Source organism: Epibacterium sp. MM17-32 (genome assembly GCF_022348205.1).
In the GTDB taxonomy this organism is placed as follows: Bacteria; Pseudomonadota; Alphaproteobacteria; order Rhodobacterales; family Rhodobacteraceae; genus Epibacterium.
Genome location: NZ_JAKRFC010000005.1, coordinates 268,684 through 293,104 on the forward strand (window position 1 = coordinate 268,684; position 24,421 = coordinate 293,104).

22 protein-coding genes are annotated in these 24,421 nt (G+C 61.9%); 16 read left to right on the forward strand and 6 right to left on the reverse strand.

Annotation, left to right across the window (positions count from 1 at the left end; all coding sequences use genetic code 11):
- Position 1: 1 nt before the first annotated feature.
- Positions 2–835, forward strand: a complete 834-nt coding sequence (locus tag MHM88_RS10965; RefSeq protein ID WP_239364537.1) for a carbon-nitrogen hydrolase family protein — start codon at positions 2–4, stop codon at positions 833–835.
- Complete coding sequence (locus MHM88_RS10970; protein WP_239322315.1) at positions 835–1,275, forward strand: MarR family winged helix-turn-helix transcriptional regulator; 441 nt, start codon at positions 835–837, stop codon at positions 1,273–1,275. The genes MHM88_RS10965 and MHM88_RS10970 overlap by 1 nt, the downstream gene beginning before the upstream one ends.
- Positions 1,276–1,573: 298 nt before the next feature.
- Here MHM88_RS10970 and ubiG read toward each other — a convergent pair whose 3' ends face one another.
- Positions 1,574–2,317, reverse strand: a complete 744-nt coding sequence (ubiG, locus tag MHM88_RS10975; protein WP_239364430.1) for a bifunctional 2-polyprenyl-6-hydroxyphenol methylase/3-demethylubiquinol 3-O-methyltransferase UbiG — start codon at positions 2,315–2,317, stop codon at positions 1,574–1,576.
- A gap of 50 nt (positions 2,318–2,367) precedes the next feature.
- Here ubiG and pip point away from each other — a divergent pair, with 50 nt between their 5' ends.
- The 8 genes from pip (at position 2,368) to infB (ending at position 11,112) form a co-directional block, all read left to right on the forward strand.
- Positions 2,368–3,348 carry a prolyl aminopeptidase gene (gene pip, locus MHM88_RS10980; RefSeq protein WP_239364432.1) on the forward strand — a complete coding sequence of 327 codons (981 nt, stop codon included), beginning with the start codon at positions 2,368–2,370 and terminating at the stop codon, positions 3,346–3,348.
- Positions 3,345–4,202 (forward strand): ABC transporter substrate-binding protein, encoded by an 858-nt coding sequence (locus tag MHM88_RS10985; protein WP_239364434.1) that lies wholly within the window; start codon positions 3,345–3,347, stop codon positions 4,200–4,202. Before pip ends, MHM88_RS10985 begins: the two co-directional genes overlap by 4 nt.
- 95 nt (positions 4,203–4,297) lie before the next feature.
- On the forward strand, positions 4,298–4,831 hold the full coding sequence (locus tag MHM88_RS10990; protein WP_239322319.1) for an RNA polymerase sigma factor: 534 nt from the start codon (positions 4,298–4,300) through the stop codon (positions 4,829–4,831).
- Entirely contained in the window at positions 4,828–5,574 is a 747-nt protein-coding gene (locus tag MHM88_RS10995; RefSeq protein ID WP_239364443.1) for an anti-sigma factor, read from the forward strand. The genes MHM88_RS10990 and MHM88_RS10995 overlap by 4 nt, the downstream gene beginning before the upstream one ends.
- A 145-nt stretch (positions 5,575–5,719) precedes the next feature.
- Positions 5,720–6,331: a ribosome maturation factor RimP gene (rimP, locus tag MHM88_RS11000; protein ID WP_239364446.1), complete on the forward strand. Its 612-nt coding sequence runs from the start codon at positions 5,720–5,722 to the stop codon at positions 6,329–6,331.
- Positions 6,331–7,947 (forward strand): transcription termination factor NusA, encoded by a 1,617-nt coding sequence (gene nusA, locus MHM88_RS11005; protein ID WP_239364449.1) that lies wholly within the window; start codon positions 6,331–6,333, stop codon positions 7,945–7,947. The genes rimP and nusA overlap by 1 nt, the downstream gene beginning before the upstream one ends.
- Before the next feature lie 28 nt (positions 7,948–7,975).
- Positions 7,976–8,593, forward strand: a complete 618-nt coding sequence (locus MHM88_RS11010; protein WP_239364452.1) for an RNA-binding protein — start codon at positions 7,976–7,978, stop codon at positions 8,591–8,593.
- An 8-nt stretch (positions 8,594–8,601) separates the two neighbouring features.
- On the forward strand, positions 8,602–11,112 hold the full coding sequence (gene infB, locus MHM88_RS11015; RefSeq protein WP_239322324.1) for a translation initiation factor IF-2: 2,511 nt from the start codon (positions 8,602–8,604) through the stop codon (positions 11,110–11,112).
- Between the two features lie 75 nt (positions 11,113–11,187).
- On the opposite strand, the gene mutT is transcribed toward infB, so the two are convergent.
- The 3 genes from mutT to MHM88_RS11030 are packed head-to-tail and all read right to left on the reverse strand — an operon-like array spanning position 11,188 to position 13,707.
- Positions 11,188–11,598, reverse strand: coding sequence for an 8-oxo-dGTP diphosphatase MutT (gene mutT, locus MHM88_RS11020; protein WP_239322325.1), 411 nt, complete (start codon positions 11,596–11,598; stop codon positions 11,188–11,190).
- Entirely contained in the window at positions 11,595–12,821 is a 1,227-nt protein-coding gene (gene argJ / locus MHM88_RS11025; RefSeq protein ID WP_239364455.1) for a bifunctional glutamate N-acetyltransferase/amino-acid acetyltransferase ArgJ, read from the reverse strand. Before argJ ends, mutT begins: the two co-directional genes overlap by 4 nt.
- Positions 12,822–12,855: 34 nt before the next feature.
- Positions 12,856–13,707, reverse strand: coding sequence for a peptidylprolyl isomerase (locus MHM88_RS11030; protein WP_239364457.1), 852 nt, complete (start codon positions 13,705–13,707; stop codon positions 12,856–12,858).
- Positions 13,708–13,884: 177 nt separating this feature from the next.
- Here MHM88_RS11030 and secA point away from each other — a divergent pair, with 177 nt between their 5' ends.
- The 5 genes from secA (at position 13,885) to MHM88_RS11055 (ending at position 20,965) form a co-directional block, all read left to right on the forward strand.
- Positions 13,885–16,584 carry a preprotein translocase subunit SecA gene (secA, locus tag MHM88_RS11035; RefSeq protein ID WP_239364459.1) on the forward strand — a complete coding sequence of 900 codons (2,700 nt, stop codon included), beginning with the start codon at positions 13,885–13,887 and terminating at the stop codon, positions 16,582–16,584.
- A gap of 133 nt (positions 16,585–16,717) precedes the next feature.
- Positions 16,718–17,620 carry a hypothetical protein gene (locus MHM88_RS11040; RefSeq protein ID WP_239364461.1) on the forward strand — a complete coding sequence of 301 codons (903 nt, stop codon included), beginning with the start codon at positions 16,718–16,720 and terminating at the stop codon, positions 17,618–17,620.
- A gap of 23 nt (positions 17,621–17,643) precedes the next feature.
- Entirely contained in the window at positions 17,644–19,197 is a 1,554-nt protein-coding gene (locus MHM88_RS11045; RefSeq protein WP_239322330.1) for a phosphate ABC transporter substrate-binding/OmpA family protein, read from the forward strand.
- Complete coding sequence (locus tag MHM88_RS11050) at positions 19,197–20,501, forward strand: SDR family oxidoreductase (RefSeq protein ID WP_239364464.1); 1,305 nt, start codon at positions 19,197–19,199, stop codon at positions 20,499–20,501. The genes MHM88_RS11045 and MHM88_RS11050 overlap by 1 nt, the downstream gene beginning before the upstream one ends.
- A complete protein-coding gene (locus MHM88_RS11055) occupies positions 20,498–20,965 on the forward strand; it encodes a DUF2269 domain-containing protein (RefSeq protein ID WP_239364466.1) in 468 nt (155 codons plus the stop codon). Before MHM88_RS11050 ends, MHM88_RS11055 begins: the two co-directional genes overlap by 4 nt.
- 51 nt (positions 20,966–21,016) lie before the next feature.
- Here MHM88_RS11055 and MHM88_RS11060 read toward each other — a convergent pair whose 3' ends face one another.
- Both MHM88_RS11060 and MHM88_RS11065 read right to left on the reverse strand, forming a co-directional pair.
- Positions 21,017–22,075: an ABC transporter ATP-binding protein gene (locus tag MHM88_RS11060; RefSeq protein WP_239364468.1), complete on the reverse strand. Its 1,059-nt coding sequence runs from the start codon at positions 22,073–22,075 to the stop codon at positions 21,017–21,019.
- A 52-nt stretch (positions 22,076–22,127) separates the two neighbouring features.
- On the reverse strand, positions 22,128–22,919 hold the full coding sequence (locus MHM88_RS11065) for an IclR family transcriptional regulator (protein ID WP_239364470.1): 792 nt from the start codon (positions 22,917–22,919) through the stop codon (positions 22,128–22,130).
- A gap of 140 nt (positions 22,920–23,059) precedes the next feature.
- Here MHM88_RS11065 and MHM88_RS11070 point away from each other — a divergent pair, with 140 nt between their 5' ends.
- Positions 23,060–24,313: an ABC transporter substrate-binding protein gene (locus tag MHM88_RS11070; protein WP_239364472.1), complete on the forward strand. Its 1,254-nt coding sequence runs from the start codon at positions 23,060–23,062 to the stop codon at positions 24,311–24,313.
- Positions 24,314–24,421 lie beyond the last annotated feature (108 nt).

Consider the following 24,421-nt stretch of genomic DNA (forward strand, 5'->3'; position numbering starts at 1 on the left):
GATGGTGCGGGTTGGCCTCCTTCAGATGTGCTCCTCGGATATGCCCGAGGAGAACCTTGCAACCGCACGCGACATGATCGCCCGCGCCGTTGCCGAGGGGGCGGAGTTTGTCCTGACACCCGAGGTCACCAACTGCCTGTCCACCAGCCGCACCCATCAGCGCGCGGTTTTGCACCACGAAGACGATGATCCGACGCTGGCGGGGTTGCGCGAGACTGCTGCGCAACACGGGATCTGGCTCTCTATCGGGTCGATCGGGGTGAAAACAACGGATGTCGACGGCCGTTTCGCCAATCGGCAGTTCCTGATCTCGCCCACGGGTGAAATCTGTGCGCGTTACGATAAAATCCACATGTTCGATGTGGAGGTCACGCCAGAGGAAACCTATCGCGAATCTGATGGCTATCGGCCCGGAACGCGGGCGGTGGTCGCTGATGCAGGCTTTGCCAAAGTCGGCATGACCATCTGCTATGATGTTCGTTTCCCCGCGTTGCATCGCCGTCTTGCCAAGGGCGGCGCCGAGATCCTGACCGCACCCGCTGCCTTCAGCCATGTGACAGGTGCTGCCCACTGGCACAGCCTGTTGCGGGCGCGGGCGATCGAGACCGGCTGTTTTGTGCTGGCCGCGGCGCAGACCGGGACCCATTCCGCGAGTCGCGGCGCCAGCCGCCAGACCTACGGCCACTCCCTGGTGGTTGCGCCCTGGGGCGAAGTGCTGGCCGATGCGGGCACCGATGTCGGGGTGATCTGCGTTGACCTTGATCTTGAAGCGGTGAAAAAGGCGCGCAAACGCGTACCTTCGCTGACTCATGACCGGGAGTTTGATGGACCCTGATGGACGAGAACCATTCCCTTGCCATTTCGCTGTTCAGCGAAATCCTGATGGCGGACCAACTGGCCCGTGCCCGGCTTGGGAAAGCCTTGCCCAAGGGGATGGAGCTGTCGCATTTCTCCGTTCTCAATCATCTTGCGCGCGCCGGTCTGGAGCGCTCTCCGGCACAGCTGGCAAAGGCATTTCACGTCACCCGTGGCGCTATGACCAACACCATCAACAAGCTTGAGGTGGCGGGCTATGTGCATGTGCGCCCCGATTGGGATGATGCGCGTCGCAAGATGGTCGCGATCAGCCCGGCGGGCCGCAAGGCACGCGACTCGGCGCTGGCATCGATCATTCCGATGATTTCCGAAGTCGTGACAGAGCTGGGCGGGGACCGGGTGCGCGCGGCGCTGCCGATCCTGCGCGAGTTTCGCGGCAAACTGGAAACCGAGGACTGACGCCGAGCCTGATCGGGAGCGGACCCAAAAAAAGAGCGCCGGGAAATTCCGGCGCTCTTTTTTATTCAGGGGCCGTGAGTGGTGTGAGTGCGTCCCCAAGACTGTCATTCGAGTGTCCATGTGACCTGCGCGGTGTGAACGCCTGTCGCGATCGAATGTCTTTCGAGATTATGCATCCGCGGGTCAAAGCACAATCGCGCGGAAGGATGACCACCTATACCAAAGTATAGCACACCTCGATTATCAGGCGACGCAACGGGATGGCGATGCGCTGCGTGGACCCCGCGGCGCAAAAGGATCACGGTTTTATGCTTGCGGTGACGTAGTTTACGCTGAGGTCACGATCAGAGATCGACCATTTCCAAAGCAGCGGATTAAAGACGAACCCCTTGCGGTCCACAGGCCTCAGGCCGGCCTGTTCCAGCAGGTCGAACAGCTCATCCGGGGTTATGAACTTTGACCACTCATGCGTTCCGCGCGGCAGCCAGCGCATTACCACCTCGGCGCCAAAAATGGCCATGGCGTAGCTCTTGGGGTTGCGATTGATGGTGGAGCAGATCTGCAGGCCACCCGGCTTCAGAAGCTTTTGCGTCGCGGTCAGATAGCTGAGCGGATCGGCGACATGTTCCACCACTTCCATATTGAGCACCACGTCAAAGGTCTCACCAGCCTCGGCCAGGGCTTCGGCGGTGGTGTGGCGGTAGTCGATCTCCAGCCCGGATTGTTCGGCATGGATGCGGGCGACGGGCAGGTTGCCTTCGGCGGCATCGGCCCCGACCACGGTGGCCCCCAGACGGGCCATTGGCTCACTCAGCAGGCCGCCCCCGCAGCCGATGTCGAGGATGCGCAGCTCTGAGAACGGTGCCTCAGCAGTCAGGTCGCAATCAAATTCGCCCGCGATCTGGTCTGTGATATAGTCCAGTCGGCAAGGGTTGAGCATATGCAGGGGCTTGAATTTTCCGTTGGGATCCCACCATTCAGCCGCCATCGCTTCGAACTTGGCGATTTCGGAGGGGTCTACCGTGGACTGTTGCGCTTGCATTCCTGTCTCCGTGTGTTTTCTTGTGGGTTCAGTTGTTAGCTAGGTCAGTAATGGACAAATACCCGGATCAAAAGCGCGCAGTGCAGTTTCTCTACCCGCCGATCAAGCCTTTCGATCAGCGAATGCTGGATGTGGGGCAGGGGCACCGGATCTATCTGGAGCAATGTGGCAATCCGGACGGGATTCCGGTGATTGTCTGCCATGGCGGCCCCGGTGGCGGCACCAGCCCGGCAATGCGGCGTTATTTCGATCCGAGCATTTATCGCGTCATCCTGTTCGACCAGCGCGGCTGTGGCCGCTCGCGTCCGCATGCGTCTTGCGAGGACAATACCACCTGGCATCTGGTGGCAGACATGGAGATGATCCGCGAGCTGCTGGGCATCGATGCCTGGATGCTGTTCGGCGGCAGCTGGGGCGCGACGCTGGCGCTGGTCTACGCGCAGACCCACCCGGAGCGCGTCACGCATCTGATCCTGCGCGGCGTGTTCCTGATGACGCAGGCGGAGCTGAGCTGGTTCTATGGTGGCGGGGCTGGGAAATTCTGGCCCGAGACCTGGGCAAAGTTTACGGATCTCATCCCCGAGGATGAGCAGAGCGATCTGATCACCGCATACAACAGGCGCTTGTTCTCCGGGGATCGCGAGGAGGAAATCCGGTATGGGCGTGCGTGGTCCGCGTGGGAGAATGCGCTCGCCTCGGTCTATTCGAACGGCGTATCGGGAGAGAGCCCCGGCGATTACGCACGTGCGTTTGCCCGTCTGGAGAACCACTATTTTTCCAATGCCGGTTTTCTCCATATGGATGGTCAGATCCTCGCCAATATGGGCCGGATCGCCCATATTCCCGGCGTCATCGTCCAGGGGCGTTATGACATGATCTGCCCGCCACAATCGGCGTATAGCATCCACCAGAACTGGCCGAATTCGGATCTGATCATGGTGCGCAACGCCGGTCATGCGCTTTCCGAGCCCGGAATCAGTGCCGCGCTGGTCAAGACGATGGATCAGCTGGGCGAGGATCTGCTGTCATGAAGCGGCTGGATCGACGTGCGCTCTTTGCCACCGGTGCCGCGGCGGCGCTGCTGGCTGCCACGGGGGCGGGGTTGGCGCAACATCCCCAGCGGGGCGGGACGCTGCGTCTGGCGGTGCCGCGCGAAGACGATCTGATGTCCCGCGTTGCGCGTGGCGCGGTGTATAACCAACTGACCGAAGTTGCCCCTGATGGCGTGTTGCGCGGTGAGCTGGCGACAGGCTGGCGCAGCGATGATGCCGCGCGCCTGTGGTCGCTGGATATTCGCAGCGATGTGGCGTTTCATGACGGGCGTTTGCTTTCGGGGGCGGATGTTGTGGCCTCGCTGGAGGCGCATGCGGTGCGGGGTGATCTGCATCTGGAGGCGCTGGATGACATCTTCCTGTCACCAGAGGGCGCGGTGGTTCTGTCCTTGCGGGAGGGGAACCCACATCTGCCGTATCGGCTGGCTGATACCGGCCTTGTGATTGTGCCCGAGGGCGCGGTTGCGATGCCGCTCGCCAGCAGTGTCGGCAGCGGGCTTTACGAGGTCGAGCGGGCGCGCGAGCAGCATCATTTTCGCGCCGCGCGCCGCGCGCATCATTTCAAGGGAGAGCAGGCCGGATGGTTTGATGCTATCGAGCTGATTGTGATTCCGGATTCTGCGGTCCGGGCAGAAGCCTTGCGCGACGGCTTTGTCGACGTTGCGACATTGCCGTTGCCGGATGGGCTGCGCGGTCGCGGCAGCTTTCGCTTTCACCCGTCGGAGGGCGATATGGCGCTGGCCGCCGCGCCGCATGTGATGCTGCCGCACCGGGTGTCCTCCCGCGCACCACTGGACGATCACCGGATTGCCGAACGCTGGTGGATGGCATGAGCGCGCTGGCCAAACAATGAGTTGAGATCGCTCTCGGAATATCGTTAGAGTAGCGCCAATTACCTATGACGTGATAGATTGCGCAGTCCGCAGGAGTGGGATTCATTCTCGGTTTTTTGAAAAAAACGGCGCTTGAAGAGATCCGGGAGGGCATCGCAGCGGTTTATCCGCGGCTCTGGCGTTACTGCCTTGTGCAGACAGGCAAGCGGGATCGGGCGGATGATCTGGCCCAGAACACCTGCCTGCGCGCCATGGAAAAACACGAAAGCTATCAACCCGGTACGCATCTTGATCGTTGGCTTTTCACCATGGCACACCGGCTGTGGCTGAACGAGATCAGGGCGACGGCGGTGCGGACCGGAACCGGGATCGTGGCGCTGGAAGACACCGAGATTGCCGACGGATCTGCGACGTCGGAAGAGAATATTTTCGTCGCTGAAGTGTTTGCCAAGATAGGAGCGCTGCCGGAAGGTCAGCGTGTCGTCGTGCTTCTGGCCTATGTCGAAGGCTTCACCTATCAGGAAACTGCGGACACGCTTGGGATTCCGATCGGGACGGTGATGAGCCGTCTGGCCAGCGCACGCAAGAAGATCGCAGGCGCCCTGTCTGCGGTGGAGGCCGGAGAATGACCGAGGTAAGCAACAGTTTCACCGATGAGGATCTGACCGCCTTTCTCGATGGCGAGGCGGACGCCGCACTTGCGGCCCGGATCGAGGCCGGGCTGGAGAGCGACCCCGCCCTGGTCGCGCGTGTGGAAGGGTTGAGCCTGCCGATGGAGACGCTGCGCGCAGCATTTGCGATGGAGCGTATTGCCCCTCCGCCCGCGCCAGCCCTGCCGCGCCCCGCCGCCAATCGCAACTGGCGTCCGATGCAGCTTGCGGCCTCGGTTGTGCTGGCATTGGGAATCGGGTTCGCAGGCGGCTACCTGTCGCAACCAGAGCAAGCTGCGCCGGGCTGGATCGACGTGGTGGCCAGCTATCAAAGCCTCTACATGACCGAGACGGTGGAAGAGACCACCCAGGCACCAGAGGTTGCGCTGGGCGTTCTGGAGGATTTCCAAAGCCGGGTCGGCGTGGAGCTTGCGGCGGCCACTGCGGTCGAGGGCGTGGAGTTTCGCCGCGCGCAGGTTCTGGGGTTCAAGGGCAAACCGCTGATGCAAATGGCCTATCTTGGTGAAGATGGGACACCTTTTGCCCTGTGTGTCCTGACCACCAGCAATGACGACAGCGCGCCCAATGACCGCATGGCGCAGGGGTTGGCGGCGACGTCTTGGGTCGAAGATGGCGTCGGCTACCTGGTGATCGGCGGGCAGGATCCCGCGCGTACCCGCGCCCTGGCCGACGCCATGAAGCAGCGCCTCGGGCAGGGCTGATCGCCCGCTTCGGAGGAAAGGCTTGCAAAACGGTGACCGCAGGCGTATATCCACGCTCAACAGCGGCGCGTCGGGCTCTGGGCCTGAGGCACCTTTGATTGATTTCGACGGGCCGCAGGCCCGTTTTTTTGTGTTTGGAAGTCTGATGAGCAACGACCTGATAGCCAAAGCCGCGATCGACCGCCGCCTGGCCGAGATCATCACCCCGGTGATCGAGGATCTGGGCTATGAGCTGGTCCGCATCCGGTTGATGTCCGGCAAGACCACGACGCTACAGATCATGGCTGACCGTCCTGATGGCGGCATCGAGGTCGATGACTGTGCGGCGATCTCGAACGCCGTGAGCGCCACGCTTGATGTCGAGGACCCGATTCTCGATGCCTACACGCTGGAGGTCTCGAGCCCCGGCATCGACCGCCCGCTGACCCGCCTGAAGGACTTCGACACGTTCGAAGGCTATGAGGCGAAGCTGGAAACCGCCGATCTGATCGACGGTCGCCGCCGCTTCAAAGGAGAGTTGGCCGGCGTCGAAGACGATGAGGTTCTGATCAATATCGAGGAACACGGTGAGACCGTGACCATCGGTTTAAAATTCGACTGGCTGAGCGATGCAAAGCTGGTTCTGACCGACGACCTGATCAAGGAAATGCTGCGCCAGCGCAAGGCCGCTGGTGTTCTGAACGAAGACGCCTTTGACGACATCGAGACCGAAGGGTCCGCAGAAGGGACCACAGGGTCCGAAGAGGAGAACAAGTAATGGCTATCACCTCTGCAAACCAGCTGGAGCTGTTGCAAACCGCCGAGGCCGTGGCGCGTGAAAAGATGATCGACCCCGGCCTGGTGGTCGAAGCGATGGAAGAATCCCTCGCCCGTGCCGCCAAGAGCCGCTACGGCAGCGAGATGGACATTCGGGTCTCGATCGACCGCAAGACCGGCAAGGCGACCTTCACCCGCGTGCGCACCGTGGTCGAGGACGAGGAGCTGGAAAACTACCAGTCCGAACTGACCGTGGCGCAAGCCAAGCAGTACATGGAAAACCCCAGCGTGGGCGACACCATCATCGATGAGGTTCCCCCGGTCGAGATGGGCCGGATCGCGGCGCAATCGGCCAAGCAGGTCATCCTGCAGAAGGTGCGCGAAGCGGAGCGGGATCGCCAGTACGAAGAGTTCAAGGACCGCAACGGCACCATCATCAACGGTGTCGTCAAGCGCGAGGAATACGGCAACGTTATCGTCGATATCGGTTCCGGCGAAGGCATCCTGCGTCGCAACGAGAAAATCGGCCGCGAGAGCTATCGCCCCAACGACCGTATCCGCTGCTTCATCAAGGATGTGCGTCGCGAACCGCGCGGCCCGCAGATCTTCCTTAGCCGCACCGCGCCGGAATTCATGGCCGAGCTCTTTAAGATGGAAGTGCCGGAAATCTATGACGGCATCATCGAGATCAAGGCCGTGGCCCGTGACCCCGGTTCGCGCGCAAAGATCGCCGTTGTGTCCTATGACGGCTCGATCGATCCGGTTGGCGCCTGCGTCGGTATGCGTGGTTCCCGTGTGCAGGCGGTTGTGAACGAACTTCAGGGTGAGAAGATCGACATCATCCCGTGGAACGAAGATCAGCCAACCTTCCTGGTGAACGCGCTGCAACCCGCAGAAGTGTCCAAGGTGGTTCTGGACGAGGAAGCGGGCAAGATCGAAGTGGTGGTGCCGGACGAGCAACTGTCGCTCGCCATTGGCCGCCGTGGTCAGAACGTGCGTCTGGCGTCTCAGCTGACCAACCTCGACATCGACATCATGACGGAAGAGGAGGAATCCGCACGCCGTCAAAAAGAATTCGAGGCGCGCACCGCGCTGTTCATGGAGACCCTCGACCTGGACGAGTTCTTTGCCCAGCTGCTGGTCTCCGAAGGCTTCACCAACCTCGAAGAGGTTGCCTATGTGGAGCTTGACGAACTGCTGGTCATCGATGGCGTCGACGAAGGCACCGCCGAAGAGCTTCAGGCGCGGGCCCGTGACTACCTCGAAGCGCAGGCCAAGGCGGCGCTCGACAATGCACGCAGCCTGGGGGCCGAGGACAGCCTTATTGACTTTGAGGGCCTGACACCCCAGATGGTGGAAGCACTGGCGAAGGATGACGTTAAGACTCTCGACGACTTCGCCACCTGCGCTGACTGGGAACTGGCCGGCGGCTGGACCACGGTCAACGGCGAACGTGTGAAGGATGAAGGTCTCCTCGAACCCTTCGACGTGAGCCTTGAAGAGGCGCAAAATCTGGTGATGACGGCACGCATCATGCTCGGCTGGGTGGACCCGGCAGAACTTGAAGCCGATGCCGAAGATCCCGAAGAAGAAGCCGAAGGGGAAGCGGAAGCCTGATCGGCTTCCTGACGCCCAGGAGATATGGATGACCCGTGGTGGTGCAGAAAAATCCCGTGCTGACGGGCCAGAACGGAAATGTATCGCGACTGGCGAGACACAGCCCAAGGCCGGGCTGATCCGTTTTGTGCTGGGGCCTGACAATCAGGTCTACCCGGATGTGATGGGAAAGCTGCCCGGTCGTGGTGTCTATGTGACCGCGACGAAGGCTGCGCTGGAACAAGCGGTGAAGAAGAAACTCTTCGCACGCGGGTTCAAGGCGCAGGTCACGGTTCAGGACGGGCTGGTTGACGAGGTTGAGCGTCAGGTGTTGCGCCGCACGGTCGATCTGATCAGCCTTGCCCGGAAATCGGGCGATGCCGTGGGTGGCTATGAAAAGGTCAAGGATTGGCTGGACAAGGAAGAGGCACGGATCTTGATCCAGGCGTCTGACGGGTCCGGGCGAGGGAAGTCGAAACTGAGTACGCCGCACCGCGGCAAATACATCGGATGCATGACGGCAGACGAGCTTGGGATGGCTTTTGGGCGTGAAACTGTCATACATGCCGCGCTCGCCTCTGGTGGACTCAGCCAACGTGTTGTAGAGGAAGCCCAGCGATTGCAGGGTTTGCGCGAAAAGGGCGGCATCGGCCGCACGGAAGGATAAAGAGCTTTATGAGCGATAGTGACGGCAAAAAGACATTGGGTCTTCGTGGTAGCGGGTCTCGGCCCGGCAATGTGAAACAGAGCTTCAGCCACGGTCGGACCAAGAATGTTGTGGTGGAAACCAAGCGTAAGCGCGTGGTTGTCCCCAAGCCGGGCGCAGGCAAAGGCGGCGCCGGTGGCGTTGCTGCCGGCGATGCTTCGCGGCGCCCTGCTGGTATTTCTGATGCGGAAATGGACCGCCGCCTGAAGGCGCTTCAGGCCGCCAAGGCGCGCGAGGCCGAAGAGGCCGCCCAGCGTGAGGCCGAAGAGAAGGCCCGCGCCGAGGAGCGTGAGCGCCGCCGTGCCGAACAGGAGGCCAAGGAGCGCGAACAGCGCGAGGCCGAAGAAAAGGCGCGCCAGAAAGCCGAAGAAGAAGAGCGCAAGCGCAAGGAAGACGAAGAAGCCGCAAAGCGCGCGGCAGCCGAGAAAGCTGCGGCACCCAAGGCTGACAAGGGCGCCGGTGCGCCTGCGGCGGCACGTGGCCCGGCGGGCGGTGCGCCGAAACCGACCACGCAGCCGCGCAAGGCGGAACGCGAACGCGAAGAGCGTGGTCGCGGTGGCAAGGGTCGTGATGACGGCGGACGCCGCTCTGGCAAGCTGACCCTGAGCCAGGCGACTGGCGGAGAAGGCGGGCGGCATCGTTCCGTTGCAGCCATGAAGCGCAAGCAGGAGCGCGCGCGCCAGAAGGCGATGGGCGGTTCGGTCGAACGTGAAAAGGTGATCCGCGACGTGCAGCTGCCCGAAGCGATCGTCGTGTCCGAACTGGCGAACCGGATGGCAGAACGGGTTGCGGATGTGGTCAAATCGCTCATGAACATGGGCATGATGGTCACGCAGAACCAGACCATCGACGCCGACACCGCCGAACTGATCATCGAGGAATTCGGCCACAAGGTGGTCCGTGTCTCCGATGCTGACGTCGAGGACGTCATCAAGGAGGTCCAGGACAAGGAAGAAGACCTGGAACCGCGTCCGCCGGTCATTACCATCATGGGTCACGTCGACCACGGTAAGACCTCGCTTCTCGATGCGATCCGCGATGCCAAGGTTGTTGCGGGCGAAGCAGGTGGCATCACCCAGCACATCGGTGCGTATCAGGTGACGACCGACAGCGGTGCCGTGCTGTCGTTCCTCGACACCCCCGGCCACGCGGCCTTCACCTCGATGCGCTCTCGCGGGGCGCAGGTGACGGATATCGTGGTTCTTGTGGTTGCGGCGGACGACTCGGTCATGCCGCAGACGATCGAGGCGATCAATCACGCCAAAGCGGCCGAGGTGCCGATGATCGTGGCGATCAACAAGATCGACAAACCCGCCGCTGATGCGAACAAGGTCCGCGCCGAACTTCTGCAACACGAGGTGATCGTCGAAGCGATGTCCGGTGATGTTCAGGACGTCGAAGTCTCCGCCCATACGGGCCAGGGTCTGGACGAACTGCTCGAAGCGATCGCGCTTCAGGCGGAGATCCTAGAGCTGAAGGCGAACCCCGACCGTGCCGCGCAAGGCGCCGTGATCGAAGCACAGCTCGACGTGGGCCGTGGTCCGGTTGCAACGGTTCTGGTTCAGACCGGGACTCTGCGCCAGGGCGACATTTTTGTTGTGGGTGAGCAATACGGTAAGGTCCGCGCGCTGATCAACGACAAGGGCGAACGCGTCAAGGAAGCCGGTCCCTCGGTTCCGGTCGAGGTTCTCGGCCTCAACGGCACCCCCGAAGCGGGCGATGTGCTGAACGTGACAGAGACCGAAGCACAGGCGCGCGAGATTGCCGAATACCGCGAACAGGCGGCGAAGGACAAACGCGCTGCTGCCGGCGCTGCGACGACGCTTGAACAGCTGATGCAGAAGGCCAAGGAAGACGAGAACGTCTCCGAGCTGCCGATCCTGGTCAAAGCGGATGTGCAGGGCTCTGCCGAAGCCATCGTTCAGGCGATGGAAAAGATCGGCAACGACGAGGTGCGCGTGCGCGTACTGCACTCCGGTGTGGGCGCGATCACCGAAACCGACATCGGCCTTGCCGAAGCCTCCGGCTCGCCGGTCATGGGCTTCAACGTCCGTGCCAATGCCTCTGCCCGCAACACCGCCAACCAGAAAGGCGTGGAAATCCGCTACTATTCGGTGATCTACGATCTGGTGGACGATGTTAAAGCTGCGGCCTCCGGTCTGCTTTCGGCAGAGATCAGGGAGAACTTCATCGGGTATGCCGAGATCAAGGACGTCTTCAAAGTGTCCAACGTCGGCAAGGTTGCCGGCTGTCTCGTCACCGAAGGTGTGGCCCGCCGTTCTGCCGGTGTGCGTCTGCTGCGCGACAACGTGGTGATCCACGAAGGCACGCTGAAGACCCTGAAGCGCTTCAAGGACGAAGTGTCCGAGGTTCAGTCCGGTCAGGAATGCGGTATGGCGTTCGAGAACTACGAAGACATCCGCCCGAAAGATGTCATCGAGATCTTCGAGCGTGAGGAAGTCACCCGCACCCTCGACTGAGGATAGGATGAGACAACAAAAAACCCCCGGCTGGAAACAGTCGGGGGTTTTTGCGTGCTGGGGATGCGGGGGTGTTCAGAGCCAGTCCCGCAGGATCGGGATCAGCGGTATATCCGCGGGGGGCATTGGGTAGTCGCGCAGCTCTTGCGGACGTGCCCATTTCAGCACCTGACCTTCGCGGGCCTGCGGGATGCCTTCCCATTTGCGGCAGGCAAAGAGCGGCATCAGCAGGTGGAACTTTTCGTAGGAATGGCTGGCAAAGGTCAGCGGCGCCAGGCAGCTTGACCAGGTGTTGATGCCCAGTTCCTCTTGAAGTTCACGGATCAGGGCGACCTCGGGGGTTTCGCCCTGTTCGACCTTGCCGCCTGGAAACTCCCACAGACCGGCCATGGACTTGCCCTCGGGACGTTGCGCCAGAAGGATGCGGCCCTCGACATCGATCAGGGCGACGGCAGAGACCAGAACGACTTTTTTCTGATCCGTCATGAGCGATAGTCCGCGTTGATGGTGATGTACTGATGGGTCAGATCGCAGGTCCAGACGGTTGCGGACCCATCGCCAAGGCCAAGATCAACCTTCAGCGTGATCTCGTCCTTCTTCATTTCGGCGGCGCCCAGTTCCTCTTTGTAGGACGGGGCAACCCATCCCTTTTCGGCGACACGTATATCGCCAAACGAAATCGACAGCAGGTCACGGTCGGCCTTTGCGCCCGATTTCCCGATCGCCATCACCACGCGACCCCAGTTGGGATCTTCGCCGGCAATGGCGGTCTTGACCAGCGGCGAGTTGGCAATGGCCAGGCCGTGTACCTTGGCGTCGGCATCGCTGGCCGCGCCAGTGATCTGGATCTCGACGAATTTCGTCGCGCCTTCACCGTCGCGCACCACCTGATGCGCCAGATCCAGCATGACGCCCCGCAAAGCGGTGGCAAAGGCCGGGTGGTCGGTGGCATCCACACCGGACGCGCCAGTTGCACAGAGCATCAGGCTGTCGGAGGTCGAGGTGTCGCTGTCGACGGTGATGCAGTTGAATGAGGTATCATTCTCTGCCGACAACAGCGCCTGTAGCTTGGCCTGATCATAAATCGCATCGGTAAAGATATAGACCAGCATGGTGGCCATATCCGGCGCGATCATGCCCGAACCCTTGGCGATGCCGGCGATCTGCACCGGCACGCCGTCGATCTCGACCGTCGCGGAGGCCCCCTTGGCAAAGGTATCCGTGGTCATGATGGCCTCGGCAGCCTGTTGCAGCGCGGTATCGGACAGGGCGCCGTGCAGGTCATCCAGCTTGGTCACGATACGGTCGTGGGGGAGCGGTTCACCGATGACACCTGTCGAGGCGGTAAAGACCCGCTCCTGCCGCAGCCCGGTGCGTTGGGCGACCGCAGCGGTGATCTCTGCAACCGAGGTTTGCCCGTAGTGACCGGTAAAGGCGTTGGAATTGCCGGAGTTGACCAGGATGGCCGCACCCTGGCCCGGATCGCCGCCCAGCTTTGCCTGGCAATCCAGCACGGGGGCAGAGCGGGTGGCGGATCGGGTGAAAACACCCGCAACCGCCGTGCCCGGGTCCATCACCGCAAGCATCACGTCGGTGCGGCCCTGATACTTGACGCCCGCGGCGGCCGCGGCAAAGCGCACACCGCCGATCACCGGAAGATCCGGAAATGTTGCGGGCGCAAGCGGTGAACGGGGCAGGGATTTAGCCATCTTGGGCCTCCAGTTGCAAACGCAGGGGGTGGGATCAGTTCTGGATCAGGCTCATGTCGCGCAGCGCCGACGGATCCAGATCTTCGATCTCGGAACGCTCGATCATCGCATTTGCGGTCAGCTGATTGACGCGGTCTTCGACGGCCTGCACCGCCAGTTCCTGCGCGATTTCTTCGCGCACCTCGTCAAAGTCGGGTGCCTCCAGCTTGCGACGCTCATGCAGTTTGATGACGTGCCATCCAAATTCGGTCTGCACCGGGTCGGAGACCTCTCCGGCCCGCATTTCGGTGACTGCGGCCTCGAACTCGGGAACCATGCGCCCGTTTTGAAACCATCCCAGTGCGCCGCCATTGGGTCCGGACGGTCCGGTGGAGGATTCTTTCGCCAGCGATGCGAAGTCCGCGCCGGCATCCAGCTGTTCCTTGATGTCGATCGCGGCTTCTTCCGTCTCCAGCAGAATATGCGAGGCGTTGAACTCGTCGCCGCCGTCGCCGGTGGAATAGCGGGCGTCGTAGGCCTCACGAATCGCGTCTTCGGACTGGGCATTTTCCATGATCGTTTCGATCACCGTCGAGGCCAGAAGCGAGCGTTTCTCGTGCTCTACGCTCAGCCGCACAAGCTCCGGCACATCGCCGTGCAGCTGTTGTTTCAGCGTGGTCTGCTGAATCAGCTGGTCCAGCAGCGCATTGAACAGCACATCGTCCGGAAGGCTTTGGTATTGAGCCGGCAGTTTGGATCGCGCCACAATCATGTGACCCAGAGTGATCTCTTCGCCGTTCACCTTCGCGATGACGGTATTGGCGGTCTGTTCGGCATAAGCGGGCACTGTGAGGCCGAAAACAGTCGCTGCAACGACGCCCCGCAAAAAAGTGAGACCTTTGCGCATGGAAACCTTCCTATATTCCTGCCACGGAGGGTCGTGGCGTTGACACTTATTTTCCTGCCCCTTACATCGCCATAGGGCCTGCGGCAGGACCGTCTTTCCACCTTTGTTTATGGGTTGCGAACACGGCGGGCAAGCCTGCCGCAAAACAAGGCCGTGAACAGGACTTTTGGAGCGCACATGCTGGGTATCGGAACTCTCGCCAAAAAGGTCTTCGGCACGCCGAACGACCGCAAAATCAAGGCGACACGGCCGCTGATTGCAAAGATCAACGCGCTGGAGCCGGAGTTCGAGGCGTTGAGTGACCAGGGGCTGAAGGACAAGACCGAGGACCTGCGCAAGCGGGCTCTTGCCGGTGAAAGCCTTGATGCGCTCCTGCCCGAAGCCTTTGCCAATGTGCGCGAGGCCGCACGCCGCGCTCTGGGCCTGCGGGCCTTCGACACGCAGCTGATGGGCGGCACCTTCCTGCATCAGGGCAATATCTCCGAGATGAAGACCGGTGAAGGCAAGACGCTGGTCGCGACCTTCCCGGCCTATCTGAACGCGCTCACCGGCAAGGGTGTGCATGTGGTCACGGTGAACGAATACCTCGCCAAGCGTGACAGTGAATGGATGGGCAAAGTGTTCGAGGCGCTGGGGATGACCACCGGCGTGATCTATTCGAACCAGCCCGAGGCGGAGAAGATGGCCGCCTACGAATGCGATGTCACCTATGCCACCAACAACGAGCTGGGCTTTGACTATCTGCGCGACAACATGAAGCCCTCGCTGGATCAGGTGTTCCAGAAGCAGCACAATTTCGCGATCGTCGATGAGGTCGACTCGATCCTGATCGATGAGGCGCGGACGCCGCTGATCATTTCCGGCCCGGCCGAGGATCGCTCGGAGCTTTATGAGACCATCGACAAGCTGATTCCGACGCTGGATGAAGATCACTACGAGATCGACGAAAAGACCCGCGGCGTGACCTTTACCGACGAGGGCAACGAATTCCTCGAACAGTCGCTGCAACAGGCGGGTCTGCTTGAAGAGGGCGCCAGCCTCTATGATCCCGAGAGCACCACGGTGGTGCACCACGTGAACCAGGCGCTGCGTGCGCACAAGCTGTTCCAGCGCGACAAGGACTACATCGTGCGGGACGGCAATGTGGTGCTGATCGACGAATTCACCGGTCGGATGATGCCGGGCCGTCGCCTCTCTGAGGGGCTGCATCAGGCGATCGAGGCCAAGGAAGGCGCTCAGATCCAGCCTGAGAACACGACCCTGGCCTCGGTCACGTTCCAGAACTACTTCCGCCTCTATGACAAGCTGTCCGGCATGACCGGCACGGCGATGACCGAGGCGGAGGAATTTGCGGAGATCTACGGTCTCGGTGTAGTCGAGGTTCCGACCAACCGGCCGATCGCCCGCGTGGATGAGGACGATCAGGTCTATCGCACCGCTGGCGAAAAATACGCAGCGATGATTGCGGAGGCGAAGGTCGCCCATGCAAAGGGCCAGCCGGTCCTGCTGGGCACCACGTCGATCGAGAAATCCGAACTGCTGAGCCACCTGCTGCAACAGGAAGGCATCGAACACAATGTTCTGAACGCACGCCATCACGAGCAGGAAGCAAAGATCGTCGCTGATGCCGGGCGTTATGGTGCGGTCACCATCGCCACCAACATGGCGGGACGCGGCACCGACATTCAGCTGGGCGGGAACGTCGACCTGAAGGTGATGGAAGCGCTGGAGGCCAATCCGGAGGCGGATCCGGCGGCATTGCGCGCCGAAGAAGAAGCCAAACACGCCGAAGAGAAGCAGAAGGTTCTCGACGCTGGCGGTCTTTTTGTCATGGCCTCAGAACGCCACGAGAGCCGCCGCATCGACAACCAGCTGCGGGGCCGGTCCGGTCGTCAGGGCGACCCGGGGCGCACCCGATTCTACCTCAGCCTCGAAGACGACCTGATGCGCATCTTCGGCTCCGAACGGCTGGAGAAACTGCTCTCCGGGCTCGGCATGCAAGAGGGCGAGGCGATCGTGCACCCCTGGGTGAACAAATCGCTGGAGCGCGCGCAGGCCAAGGTCGAAGGTCGCAACTTCGACATGCGCAAGAACGTGCTGAAGTTCGACGACGTGATGAACGACCAGCGCAAGGTGGTGTTTGCCCAGCGTCGTGAAATCATGGCCTCGGAGGACACCCACGAGATCGTGACGGATATGCGTCACGAGGTGATCGACGATCTGATCGATATCTACATGCCGCCCAAGACCTATGCCGACCAATGGGACACCAAAGGGCTGCAGGAGGACGTCAAGGACAAGCTGAGCATTGACGTGCCCGTGGCCGACTGGGCCGCAGAAGAAGGCGTGGATGACGAGCAGATCCGTGAACGCCTGATCGAGGCGTCTGACAAGCTGATGGCCGAGAAGGTCGATGCCTTCGGTGAGGAGGGGATGAGCAACATCGAAAAGCAGGTGTTGTTGCAGACCATCGATGCAAAATGGCGCGAGCATCTGCTGACGCTGGAGCACCTGCGCTCTGTGGTCGGGTTCCGGGGCTATGCGCAGCGCGATCCGCTCAACGAATACAAGAACGAGAGCTTCCAGCTGTTCGAATCCATGCTCGATTCGCTGCGCGAAACCGTGACTCAGCAACTGTCCCGGGTGCGCCCGCTGAGCGAAGAAGAGCAGCGTGAGATGATGATGCAGATGGCGGCCCGCCAGTCTGCCATGCAACAGGCTGCGGCCCCGGCTCCCGCCGCGGCAGACCCCGTGGAAGAACCGCTTGCGGGCTTTGTCGAGGATGACCCCTCGACCTGGGGCAACCCCTCGCGCAATGACAAATGCCCCTGCGGGTCGGGCAAGAAGTTCAAACACTGCCACGGCCGCCTGGGCTGACGCAGACGATCGCGACAAGCGACGATTTCATTAAAGACTGTGGCAATCGCCGATATTCCTCCCGGCCCCTGCCACAGTCTGGCCTCCTTCGAGAGATACGAATCCTTAACCTTTTGGGGTAAGGAGAGTGGTTATGGGTACACGAGTGACAGTGCTGATTGTGGCGGCCACGGTCAGCTGCGCATTGGGCACAGGCTTGTACATGCAAAAGCGCGCCGATGAGATGCGCGGCCCTGGACCCGTCGCGGTTTCGGCCCCAGGCACACTGCCCAGCGAACCGGACACCGGAAAGCTGGTGCTGCAGGATCTCACCTTTACCTCGGCCGCGCCCGTTGTGCGCCCCTCTCGGCCCGATGCGGGCGCGGTGACGGATCCGGCTGCGGGATGTTTCGCGGATTTGACGGTGACCCCTGCCAAAGATGCCTTCCTGCAAGTCGAAATTGACGCACCGTGCCATGCGGGGGAGCGGTTCACCCTGCATCACAGCGGTCTGATGATCACCGAATCCCTGTCACCTGCCGGAACGTACTCCGGCCAGGTGCCTGCCATGGCGGCGCATTCCGTGGTGCTGGCGGATTTTGCAACCGGGCGCGATCTGGAGGCGAGCGCGCGGGTTGTGGATTTTGACCGCGTCGAACGTGTTGCGCTGCAGTGGCAGGGACACAGCGGGCTTGAGCTGCATGCGCTTGAATTTGGTGCCACCTATGGCGATGAGGGTCATGTCTGGGCCGGGTCCGAACCCGGTCGGGGCGCGGGCTCCGTCGAGCTGTTGGGCGACCCCGATCAGATCGCCCCCCATTTGCTGCAGGTCTACACCCTGCCGCAGAGCGCGGCTCTTGGCGATGCTGACGTCTCCGTCGAAGCGGAGATTACCGCGATGAATTGTGATCGCACCATCTCTGCCCAACTGGTGGAACGCCGCGGGGACCACCTGCGGACGCGGGATCTGACCCTGAACATGCCAGACTGTTCTGCGGTTGGTGATTTTCTGGTGTTGAATAATCTCGTCGAAAGCTTGAAAATCGCCGCCAACTGACGGCGACGACACCAGGATTTCTCATGAGCTATTTTCGTGCGGCGATTTGCGCCGCACTCTGTTTGTTCGGCGCAGGCGTCCCGGTTGCAGGCCAGGATGTGACACTGTCCTCGCCCGATGGCGCGATCGAGGTCACCGGCGACCTGCTGGGGTTCGATGGCGAGTTCTATCGTGTCGACACCCAGTTCGGGGAACTGACGGTTGATGGCTCCGGCGTCCATTGTGATGGGCCCGGCTGTCCCAGCCTGTCGGACTTTGTGGCCGAGATCACCCTGTCGGGATCCTCGACCATGGCCGAAGTGCTGTTGCCCGCGCTGGTGGAGGGGTTTGCCCTGCGCAACGGGTTTCAAACCACGCGGGAGCAGATCGATTCACGCCAGTTTGAATACACCCTGTTGCGTGACAGTGATCCGGCCGCCCGTTTCGTGTTCCTGGTGAGCAACACCAACGAGGGGTTTGCCGATCTTCTGGCAGATCAGACCGACATCGTCATGGCGTTGCGCGAAATCCGGGATGCCGAGCGCCGTCTCGCGCAGGACGCGGGCATGGGCGATATGACATTGTCCAACCGCGCGCGGGTGCTGGCGCTGGATGCGATGGTGCCGATCGTGTCACGCACCAACCCCGTGCGCCGGATTTCGTTGCCGCAACTGGCTGATGTCTATGCCGGCAAGCTCACCAACTGGAAGCAGCTGGGCGGAGCGGATGCGCCAATCTCGATGCATCTGACAGTCGAAGGCTCCGGTCTGGCGGAGGCCGTCGAAGACCGCCTGCTGGCCCCGGCGGGGCTGGAACTGTCGCGCGCCATCCGGCGGCATGACCGTGGCAGCTCGTTGGTGCGGACCGTGGCCACGGATCCGTTTGCGATCGGCATTGCCAGCTATGCCGAAACCGGAACGGCACGGATGCTGACCCTGACCGGGTCCTGCGGGTTCTCGCTGAGTGCCGGGCGCCGTATGATAAAAACAGAGGACTACCCGCTGACGGCGCCGATGTTCCTCTATCTTCCGGCCCGGAGATTGCCCCGGGTGGCCCGCGATTTTCTGACCTATGTCCGCGGGCCGGCAGCGCAGGCGGTGATCCGGCGAGCCGGGTTTGTGGATCAGGCCGCGGAACGGATTCCGATGGCGGCACAGGGGGAACGTCTGGGCAATGCGATCAAGGCGGCAGGAGAGGACATTGGCCTCGACGCGCTGCAAAGCCTGATCCGGGGGCTCGACAAATTGCAGCGGTTGACACTGACCTTCCGGTTCGAGGCCGGATCGTCGCGACCGGACGCGCAATCCCGCAGCAATATCGACCTGCTCGCGCGCGAGATCGAGGCCGGTATTTATGACAACAAACGATTGGTGTTTGTCGGATTCTCCGATGGGGAGGGCCCTGCCGAGGGAAATCTGGCGATCGCGCTGAAGCGGGCGGAGGCCGTGCGGCATGCGGTCGAGGCCGCGGCGGAAACGGCCAATCTGGACCGGCTGCGCATTGAGACCCAGGCCTATGGCGAAACGCTTCCGATCGCCTGCGATGACAGCGGTTGGGGCCGACAGGTCAATCGGCGGGTGGAGATCTGGGTGGAGTAATGTCGCAGCAACGCCGTGCCCTTGTCCTTGGTGCTTACGGGTTGATTGGCGCAGCCTGTGTGCGGGCGCTCGACAATGCCGGTTTCGAGGTCGTTGGTATGGGGCGTTCTGCTGCATCGGCGCAGGCGGCAAACTTGCCCGTGCAATGGGAGATCTGCGACATAACCACGCTCACCGTGGCACAATGGCAAGAGATGCTGCGTGACGTGGATGTGGTGGTAAACGCGGCAGGGGCGTTGCAGGACGGTGCGCGGGACAACCTGGAGGCCATCCATGTAACCGCTATCGCCAACCTGACCGAAGCCATCGGCGATCTGCCGGTGCGGCTGGTGCAGATTTCGGCGGCGGGCGTGTCCGAGACCGCCCCGACAGCGTTCTTTCGCAGCAAGGCGCGAGGCGACGCACTGGTGTCCGACCGGCTGTCGGATTGGGTGATTTTGCAGCCGACGCTGGTTCTGGCGCGCGAGGCTTATGGGGGAACGGCATTGTTGCGTGCGATCGCTTCGATCCCCTTGGTCCAGCCGCAGGTGCTGGCGGATGCGCCGGTTCAAACCGTTGCCCTCGATGATGTTGCAGAGGCGGTCGTGCGTGCCGCGACCGGGGATATTCCTGCGCGAACAACCGCAACACTGACCGAAGCGGGCGTGCAGAGTTTTGCGGAGCTCACGTCTCAGGTGCGCGCCTGGCTCGGGCTTCCGCCTGCGCGCTGGAGGCCGGTCGTGCCGGGCTGGATGATCCGATTGAGCAGCTGCGGTGCGGATCTTCTTGGCCACTTGGGCTGGCGGTCTCCGCTTCGACGCAGCGCGTTGCGCAGTCTTGAGGCGGGCATTCGCGGGGACCCCGGCTCCTGGATCGCGGCCGGAGGAGGGCCGTGCCGATCTCTTGCGGATACCCTCAATGCGCAGCCGGCGACGCGACAGGATCGGATGTTTGCCCGGGTCTACCTCCTGCTGCCCCTGGCAATCGCCACCTTGTCGCTGTTCTGGATTCTCTCCGGGATCATCCCGTTCTTTGACTATGCAGGAACGGTGTCGATCCTGACCGAGCGGGGTGTCGCCCCTTGGGCAAGTACCCTGGCCGTGATCGGCGGCGCTGTACTGGACATTGTGTTGGGCGCCGCACTCCTGTGGCGTCCGTGGGTCAGGCGGGCGGCGCTTGGAATGGTTGCGCTGTCGCTCAGCTATCTGTTGGGGAGCGTCGTGGCAGCCCCGGACCTGTGGCTCGATCCTTTGGGTCCGATGATAAAGGTGTTTCCGGGAATGGTGCTGGCGGGCTTTGTCTGGCTGGTCGTGGAGGCGCGATGACCTACGAGATCCTGCTGTTTCTGCATGTCATCGGGGCGATGGTTCTGCTGGGGACCGGCGCAGGCATCGCCTTTTTCATGGTGGTTTCACATCACAGCCGCGACCCAGCGCTGATCGCCCATGTGGCGGGTATCGTGGTGCTTGCGGATACGTTGTTCACCGCAACGGCTGCCGTGGCGCAGCCGATCACGGGCTATCTGCTGGCACGAGAGGTCGGATGGGCGTTGACCGAAGGCTGGGTTGCCCTGTCGCTGGCGTTGTATCTGGTGGTCGGAGCGTTCTGGCTGCCCGTGGTGTGGATGCAGATCCGGATGCGGAACCTGGCGCGACAGGCGCGGGAGGCCGGTGCGGCGCTCCCGGAGGCGTATTTTCGCCTCTATCGCTGGTGGTTCGCCTGTGGCTTTCCCGCGTTTGCAGCGGTGCTGGCCATCCTGTGGCTGATGCTGACAAAGCCCGCCCTCTAGCCACCGTCCAATCCTGTTCCGTGTTGTGTCCTGTTGGTCCCAACCCGGGGGTCAGCGCAATCGCGCTTCGCTGCTGGCGTCAAACAGGAACACATCCGCGTCGTCGAAATCGAGGGCGACTGCAGCCCCTTCCTCCAGCGAATCCTCGCCGCGCGTTTCGACGATAATCTTGGCGCCATCGGCGCAGATCAGGTGGTCATAGGCCACCGCTCCAAGGCGCTCTCGCAGATCAAGCGTCGCGGTGTGACCTGCCGAGACCGCGATATTCTGGGGACGCAGCCCGACGATGACCGGTGTGCCCTCCGCCGGCAATGCAACCTCGGTTGAGATCTGGCGTCCGTCAAACGCGGGGACGGTCACCTTGCCATCCTGGACGGTTCCGGTGACAAAATTCATGCTTGGGGAGCCGATGAAACCGGCGACAAACTTGTTGTCGGGATCCTTGTAGAGGTCCATCGGCGTGCCGACCTGCTCCACCCGCCCGGCGCGCAGCACGACGATTTTATCCGCGAGTGTCATCGCTTCGACCTGGTCGTGGGTGACATAGACCATGGTGGCGCCGATTTCCTTGTGCAGGCGCGCGATCTCCACGCGCATGTCGACGCGCAACTCGGCATCCAGGTTCGACAGGGGTTCATCGAACAGAAAAACCTCCGGCCCGCGCACGATCGCACGACCGATTGCAACCCGCTGCCGCTGACCGCCCGACAGGGCTTTGGGTTTGCGCGACAGATAGTCGTCTAGCTTGAGGATGCGGGAGGCTTCGGCGACCTTTTCCTTGATGTCCGCCTTTGGGTGGCCGGTCATCTTGAGCCCGAATCCCATATTCTCCTCGACGGTCATATGCGGGTAGAGGGCGTAGGACTGGAACACCATGGCCACGCCCCGCTCTGCGGCATCGACATTGGTGACGTCACGCGCGCCGATGTGGATTTGTCCGGCGGTGGTTTCTTCAAGACCAGCCACCATGCGCAGGAGCGTGGACTTGCCGCAGCCAGACGGCCCGACAAAGACACAGAACTCGCCGTCCTCAATCTGAAGGTTCACATCAAAGATGGTCTGGATTTCGCCGTATTTCTTTACGGCATTGGTCAGCGTGACGCCGGTCATGATCGTGATCCTTTCTGCGGCGCGGGGTCCTTGCCCGCTGCGCCGGTCCTCCTCAGGTGGGGAACTGCCAGCTCTCGGCAGCCTCCGCGATGTCATTGGCGGTTTTCAGCAGCAGCGGGCGAAAGGCGTCGAGCCCCTCAAGAGATTGCCGCTGGGTGGATGATGTGATCGACAGGGCGCCCATGACCCGGCCCTTGGTGGACAGGATGGGGGCGGCGATGCAGATGATCCCGGGTTCATGTTCTTCGCGGTCGAACGCCACGCCATCGGTCCGGATCCGGTCCAGCTCGGCGCGAAAGGCGTTTTCGCTCGCCAGTGTGTGGGGCGTGTGTTGGACATAGGCCTGCCGACGGATCGCATCATCGCGGGCGGTTCCGTCCAGATGCGCGATCATCGCCTTGCCAACGCCGGTACAGAAGCCCGGGCCAACCTTGCCCGCCTGGCTGAACATCTCGATCGGGGTGCGGGCGTTGCGCTTGTCGACATAGAGCACCTGCCCCTGATCCAGCTGGGCGAGGTGGATCGTCTCGCCAACCTCGATCGAAAGCGCGTCCAGATGATCGCGGGCGACCGGGGCCAGTGAGCTCTGCCGCCAGGCGGCATGGGCCAGCCGCACTAGGCGCAGGCCCGGTGCATAGGTTTGCTGTTCGTCGTCAAAACACAGCATGCCCTGATTCGTCAGAGTTCGCAGGAGGCGGTACAGCGTTGCCTTGGGGTGGCGCGACGCAGCGAGCAGCTCGGCAAAGCGCACAGGGCGTCCGTACTCGGCAACCCGGTCCAGAATTTCCAAGGCTTTTCCGACTGTTCCGTCGTTGCCGCGCTGCGGCGTGTCCGGCGTTGCCATTGTTGTCCTCCCTGACGTCCCGCCGCCCGGAGGCGAAGAGACTGTTGACATTCATAGACAGTATCATTCATGGTTTCAATAGTTGGAAACTGGTTCCATTATGTGAAACCAAACGCCAGCCGTCAATATGGGAGGACATCATGAACTTGCTGAAGGGAACGGTCGCGGGTATCGCAATGACCGTCGGTCTGGCTGCATCTGCACAGGCCTCGGAGTTGAGCGGGACGCTCAAGATTTTTTCGGATATGTCGAATCCGGCGCCACGCGCTGTGATCGAGAAGCTGGCGGAAGATTTTGATGCCATGCATCCCGATCTCTCGGTCGAGCTGACCGTGATTGATCGCGAAGCCTACAAGACCCAAATTCGCAACTTCCTCACCGCCAATGCCCCGGATGTGGCCAACTGGTATGCGGCGAACCGGATGCGTCCCTATGTATCGGCTGGTCTGTTCGAGGATGTCTCCGACCTGTGGGCCGAGCCTGAAATCGCCGAGAATCTCGCGTCGACCAAAGGCGCCATGACCATCGACGGCAAGCAATGGGGCGTGCCCTATACCTATTATCAATGGGGCGTCTATTACCGCGAAGACATCTACAACGAGCTGGGGCTGGAGGAGCCGACGGACTGGGAGAGCTTCAAGGCAAACTGCCAGAAGATCCTCGATTCGGGTCGCAAGTGCTTTACGATCGGGTCGAAATTCCTTTGGACCGCCGGGGGATGGTTCGACTACCTCAACATGCGCACCAATGGCTATGACTTCCACATGGCACTGACCAACGGGGAAATCCCGTGGACCGATGAGCGGGTGCAGCAGACCTTTGCCAACTGGCGCGAACTGATCGACATGGGGGCGTTCATCGATAACCACCAGTCCTACAGCTGGCAAGAAGCGCTGCCGTTCATGGTCAATGGTGAGGCCGCAGCCTATCTGATGGGCAACTTTGCCGTCGCGCCGCTGCGCGAGGCCGGGTTGGGTGAAGATCAGATCGATTTCTATCAGTTCCCGGCGATCAACCCGGATGTCGAGATGGCCGAAGACGCGCCCACCGACACCTTCCACATCCCGGCGGGGGCGCAGAACAAGGACGCGGCGCGCGAATTCCTGCGCTATGTCGTGTCCGCAGATGTGCAGACCGACATCAACAGCGGCGACAAACTGGGCCAGTTGCCGGTCAACGCATCCTCTTCGGTGGATGATGACGAGATGCTGACCCAGGGCTTTGAACTGCTGTCATCCAACAGCCCCGGTGGCATCGCGCAGTTCTTCGATCGCGACGCCCCGGCCGAGATGGCGTCGGTTGCGATGGAAGGGTTCCAGGAGTTCATGGTGTTCCCGGACAATCTGGACGACATCCTGAACCGCCTCGAGAAAGCCCGTCAGCGGGTCTACTGATCCAAAGTGATCGGGCGGGAACAGTCCCGCCCGATACCGTGGATGGGCGGCGCGCTATGCCGCTGCCAGAGATCCAATCACCTCTTTCGCCTGTCCCGCCGTCTGTGA

Excerpts from the sequence above, each read along its gene's own strand:
- MHM88_RS10965 (WP_239364537.1), top strand. The coding sequence starts at position 2 with ATGGTGCGGGTTGGCCTCCTTCAGATGTGCTCCTCGGATATGCCCGAG.
- MHM88_RS10970 (WP_239322315.1), top strand. The coding sequence starts at position 835 with ATGGACGAGAACCATTCCCTTGCCATTTCGCTGTTCAGCGAAATCCTG.
- ubiG (WP_239364430.1), bottom strand. The coding sequence starts at position 2,317 with ATGCAAGCGCAACAGTCCACGGTAGACCCCTCCGAAATCGCCAAGTTC.
- pip (WP_239364432.1), top strand. The coding sequence starts at position 2,368 with ATGGACAAATACCCGGATCAAAAGCGCGCAGTGCAGTTTCTCTACCCG.
- MHM88_RS10985 (WP_239364434.1), top strand. The coding sequence starts at position 3,345 with ATGAAGCGGCTGGATCGACGTGCGCTCTTTGCCACCGGTGCCGCGGCG.
- MHM88_RS10995 (WP_239364443.1), top strand. The coding sequence starts at position 4,828 with ATGACCGAGGTAAGCAACAGTTTCACCGATGAGGATCTGACCGCCTTT.
- rimP (WP_239364446.1), top strand. The coding sequence starts at position 5,720 with ATGAGCAACGACCTGATAGCCAAAGCCGCGATCGACCGCCGCCTGGCC.
- nusA (WP_239364449.1), top strand. The coding sequence starts at position 6,331 with ATGGCTATCACCTCTGCAAACCAGCTGGAGCTGTTGCAAACCGCCGAG.
- MHM88_RS11010 (WP_239364452.1), top strand. The coding sequence starts at position 7,976 with ATGACCCGTGGTGGTGCAGAAAAATCCCGTGCTGACGGGCCAGAACGG.
- infB (WP_239322324.1), top strand. The coding sequence starts at position 8,602 with ATGAGCGATAGTGACGGCAAAAAGACATTGGGTCTTCGTGGTAGCGGG.
- mutT (WP_239322325.1), bottom strand. The coding sequence starts at position 11,598 with ATGACGGATCAGAAAAAAGTCGTTCTGGTCTCTGCCGTCGCCCTGATC.
- argJ (WP_239364455.1), bottom strand. The coding sequence starts at position 12,821 with ATGGCTAAATCCCTGCCCCGTTCACCGCTTGCGCCCGCAACATTTCCG.
- MHM88_RS11030 (WP_239364457.1), bottom strand. The coding sequence starts at position 13,707 with ATGCGCAAAGGTCTCACTTTTTTGCGGGGCGTCGTTGCAGCGACTGTT.
- secA (WP_239364459.1), top strand. The coding sequence starts at position 13,885 with ATGCTGGGTATCGGAACTCTCGCCAAAAAGGTCTTCGGCACGCCGAAC.
- MHM88_RS11040 (WP_239364461.1), top strand. The coding sequence starts at position 16,718 with ATGGGTACACGAGTGACAGTGCTGATTGTGGCGGCCACGGTCAGCTGC.
- MHM88_RS11045 (WP_239322330.1), top strand. The coding sequence starts at position 17,644 with ATGAGCTATTTTCGTGCGGCGATTTGCGCCGCACTCTGTTTGTTCGGC.
- MHM88_RS11050 (WP_239364464.1), top strand. The coding sequence starts at position 19,197 with ATGTCGCAGCAACGCCGTGCCCTTGTCCTTGGTGCTTACGGGTTGATT.
- MHM88_RS11055 (WP_239364466.1), top strand. The coding sequence starts at position 20,498 with ATGACCTACGAGATCCTGCTGTTTCTGCATGTCATCGGGGCGATGGTT.
- MHM88_RS11060 (WP_239364468.1), bottom strand. The coding sequence starts at position 22,075 with ATGACCGGCGTCACGCTGACCAATGCCGTAAAGAAATACGGCGAAATC.
- MHM88_RS11065 (WP_239364470.1), bottom strand. The coding sequence starts at position 22,919 with ATGGCAACGCCGGACACGCCGCAGCGCGGCAACGACGGAACAGTCGGA.
- MHM88_RS11070 (WP_239364472.1), top strand. The coding sequence starts at position 23,060 with ATGAACTTGCTGAAGGGAACGGTCGCGGGTATCGCAATGACCGTCGGT.